The organism is Streptomyces sp. PU-14G, from assembly GCF_041028275.1.
Lineage (GTDB): Bacteria > Actinomycetota > Actinomycetes > Streptomycetales > Streptomycetaceae > Streptomyces.
The window spans coordinates 1-3,725 of sequence record NZ_JASKYT010000564.1; the positions used below are offsets into that span (position 1 = coordinate 1).

Consider the following 3,725-nt stretch of genomic DNA (forward strand, 5'->3'; position numbering starts at 1 on the left):
TCCCCCGCGTGCCSSSRTTCGCCGGCCCGCCCCCGGCGGCCCGGCGAATGCCTGGGCGATGTCCAGCCACTGGCCGGCCTCCGCGCCTTCGGCGTGCACGTCCGCGTCGTCACGGTGCACCCGCTGGGTCACCAGACGGCAGAAGTCGTACGCGTCCCCGGTCACCCTCTCCCGGCCTTCGGCCGGGCCGTGCGCCCACACCTCGCCGTCGGGTCCCCTCAGCTCCACCCGGAACGGCTCCGCCGGCGGTCGCAGCCCGTGCACGGCGTACGCGAAGTCCCGGGCGCGGACGCCGAGGCGCACGACGTGCCGCAACCGCCGCGTGGGCTGCCGCCGTACACCCAGCGCGTCGGCCACGTCCTCGCCGTGCGCCCAGGTCTCCATGAGGCGCGCGGTGGCCATGCTCGCGGGGCTCATCGCCGTCCCGTACCAGGGCAGCCGGGGGCCGGACAGGGCGGCGGTGAGCGCGTCCGCCAGCGCGGCGCGCCCGCCGCGCCACCGGTGCAGCAGTTCGGCGCGGGGCATCCTGGCGCCCTCCTCGGCCGCCTCGTCGATGAAGTGCGCCGCCGCTCCTTCGGCCTCGGAGGCGTCCCCAGGCCCGTCCAGGAACCGCTCCGCCTCGCGCCGGAACGCCTCGGGTTCGGTGGCGGCGAGCAGGGCCCGCCCGTCGGTCCAGGCGAGGTGGGCGATCTGGTGGGCGACGGTCCAGCCGGGCGCCGGGGTGGGCGCCGCCCAGGTCGCGGGCGGCGCGTCGGCGACCAGCCGGTCCAGGTCCTCGCTCTCGGCGCGCAGGTCGGCCAGTACGCCGCTGAGCAGTTCCGCCGGTGTGGCCACAGCCCACCCTCCTCGGGGTCACGGGTCGCGCGGGTCGCGGGTCGCGGACGCGAGTCGCAGGGCGGTGGCCGGGGCGGCGGCGAGCGGGGCGCACTCCACGGGAGGCGCTCCGCTCGGCGTCCGGGAGCGCCCCAACCGCCGTGCGTGGCACCGAGACTGACAGCCGCGGCGAAAACAAGCAAGCGTGCTTGCATGACTTTTCCCCACCCGCCAGCCCGGGTAGCTCCTCCCGGAACGGGGGCCCCGAAGGGAGGGAAGCGACAACGTGACCGCGACGCAGAACCCCGCACAAGAGCACCGCAGCATGCCGCTCCACCGCCTCGACGTCCCCGCCCCGCGCCTCCTCCCCTTCGCCATCGGGACGTTCGACACCATCGGCCCGCTCTCCCGCGCCGCCTACCCGCACCGGCACACCTTCTACGAGATCGCCTACGTGACGCACGGCAGCGGCCACCACGTCATCGACCTGCGCCGCTGGACCCTGCGCCCGCCACACCTGTGCTTCATCACGCCCGGCCGGACACACCACTGGCAGCAGCACGAGCAGGTCCACGGCTGCGTCGTCCTCTTCGACCCGTCCTTCCTGCTCGCCCACCCGTCAGACCGCGAGTTACTGCGCGGCCTGGGCGAGCACCCCTCCCTCCCGCTGACCGGGCAGGCCGCCGCCCGGGTCGAAGACCTGCTGGGCGGCATGCGGTCCGAGTACGGCGAAGGACAGCGCGGCATGCTGACCGTCCTCCAGGCCTACCTGCACATCCTCCTGGTCCACGCGAGCCGCCTCCCCGCCGAGACCCGCGCGCACAGCACCCCGAGCGCCCGCGGCGCCCACGGCTCCCAGGACCCGGACGCCGCCCCCGGCAGATCCGCCTCCCTGGCGGGCTCGTTCGTCCAACTGCTGGAACCGCCCGGGGCGGCGGGGACCCACACCGTCGCCGCCTGCGCGGCCGAACTCGGCGTCTCCGTCGGCTACCTGACCGCCGCCGTCCGCTCGGCCACCGGACGCACCCCCGGCCAGCTCATCCGGCACGCCCAGGTACTGGAAGCCAAGCGGCTGCTCGCCGGCACCGGCATGACGGTGCGGCGCGTCGCCCACGACGTCGGCTTCGCCGACCCCGCCTACTTCTGCCGCTTCTTCCGGCGCGAGACCGGGGCGAGCCCCGGCCAGTTCCGCCGCGAGGCCCACGAGGGCCCGGCGGCGGCGGGCGAGCCGCCACCGCGAACGTGACGGCGGCGGAAAGCACCACGCTTGGGTAACTCCGTCCATCGACCCCGCACCGACGCACCCGTAGCGTCGTCCCCACTCGGCCGAACCCGGCCGGACGCGTCCGTCCCCCGCACTTCCCCCACCGTCGAAAGAGCGAGGAACGAACCAGTGGATGACGACAAGCGCCCCGACGCCAGAAGGCCCCGCAGGATCAGCCGCAAGAGCGTGCTGCGCGCCGCGGTGGCCGCCGCACCGGCCGCCGTGCTGATCGGCACCGGAGCGGGCGGAGCCGCCCCCGCGCTGGCCCGCGACCAGCGCGGGACGGGCCAACGGCTGGAACCGACCCCCACCTGCGACGACGGCGACGACCCCACACCGCCGCAGATGGAGGGCCCCTACTTCAAGCCCAACTCCCCCGAGCGCGACGCGATCGTCCCGCCCGGCACCCAGGGGACCGAGCTGACCGTCAGCGGCTTCGTCTTCGGCACCGGATGCGAGCCGCTGGCGGACGTGCTGCTCGACTGGTGGCAGGCCGACCCGAACGGCGCCTACGACAACGTCGGCTACGGCTTCCGCGGCCACCAGTACACCGGCGCGGACGGCTCCTTCCGACTGGCCACGCTGCACCCGGGCCTGTATCCGGGCCGCACCCGGCACCTGCACGTCAAGGTGCAGGCCCCGCACCAGTCCGTCCTCACCACCCAGCTCTACTTCCCCGGCGAACCGCGCAACCAGACCGACCCCATCTTCGACGCCCGGCTGCTGATGAACGTCCAGCAGAACGGGGGCGGCCTGGTGGGCACGTTCGACTTCGTGGTGAACGCGTAGGGCCGTCAGGCCGCCTTCCACCCCCTCGCCCGGCGCCGTCACCGGTCGAGGGGGTGACGCGCGGACTCACGTGCCGGAGCCGGACGCCGCTCGCCGGTGCAGATGGGCGGCCAGTACCTCTGCCAGGTGCCTGCTGCGGTGGCCGCCCAGTTGGTCCATCTGGGTGCGGCACGAGTAGCCGTCCGCGAGGACCTCCGTGCCCGGGGCTGCGGCTCGCAGGGAGGGCAGGAGCTGGTCCTCGGCACAGGCCGCGGAGACGGCGTAGTGGCCCTTCTCGAAGCCGAAGTTGCCGGCCAGGCCGCAGCAGCCGCCGGACAGGTCGCCGGTGAGACCGGCGCGCTCGCGCAGGCGCCGGTCGGCGGCGTCACCGATGACCGCGTGCTGGTGGCAGTGGGTCTGGCCGGCCACGGGCCGGTCGATGCGGGGCGGACTCCAGTCGGGGGCCTGCTCCTGAAGGGTCTGCGCGAAGGTGCGCACCGACCGCGCCAGGCGCGCGGCGCGCGGGTCGTCGGCCAGCAGTTCGGGGACGTCCGAGCGCAGGGCCGCCGCGCACGGGGGCTCCAGCACGGCGACGGGCAGGCCCGCGTCGAGGGCAGGCTCGATGTGGTCGAGGGTGCGGCGCATGACGGCGCGGGCGCGGTCGAGCTGGCCCGTGGAGACGTACGTCAGGCCGCAGCACACCTGCTTCGGCGGCACGACGGGGCGCAGTCCCGCGTCCTGGAAGACCCGCACCGCGGCCGTACCCGCCTCGGGCGAGAGGTAGTTGGTGAAGGTGTCGGGCCACAGGACCACGGGGGTGCCACTCGCCCGCTTTCGGCCGGGCTGCTTGCGCCACCAGTGGGTGAAGGGGGTGCGGGGC

3 protein-coding genes and 1 pseudogene are annotated in these 3,725 nt (G+C 75.1%); 2 read left to right on the forward strand and 2 right to left on the reverse strand.

The annotated features are described in order from the left end of the window. Positions 1-834: TIGR03084 family metal-binding protein (locus tag AB8Z75_RS33380; RefSeq protein WP_369208645.1), on the reverse strand; the 834-nt coding region annotated here is incomplete at its 3' end. 265 nt (positions 835-1,099) lie between these two features. Between AB8Z75_RS33380 and AB8Z75_RS33385 the strand changes: the two genes are divergently transcribed. Both AB8Z75_RS33385 and AB8Z75_RS33390 read left to right on the forward strand, forming a co-directional pair. Further along, on the forward strand, positions 1,100-2,059 hold the full coding sequence (locus AB8Z75_RS33385; protein WP_369208647.1) for a helix-turn-helix domain-containing protein: 960 nt from the start codon (positions 1,100-1,102) through the stop codon (positions 2,057-2,059). Positions 2,060-2,206: 147 nt separating this feature from the next. Next, positions 2,207-2,863: pseudogene (locus tag AB8Z75_RS33390) on the forward strand (dioxygenase); the annotation flags it as partial. Between the two features lie 69 nt (positions 2,864-2,932). Here AB8Z75_RS33390 and AB8Z75_RS33395 read toward each other — a convergent pair. Next, on the reverse strand, positions 2,933-3,725 hold a 793-nt coding region (locus AB8Z75_RS33395), incomplete at its 5' end, for a (Fe-S)-binding protein (protein ID WP_369208649.1).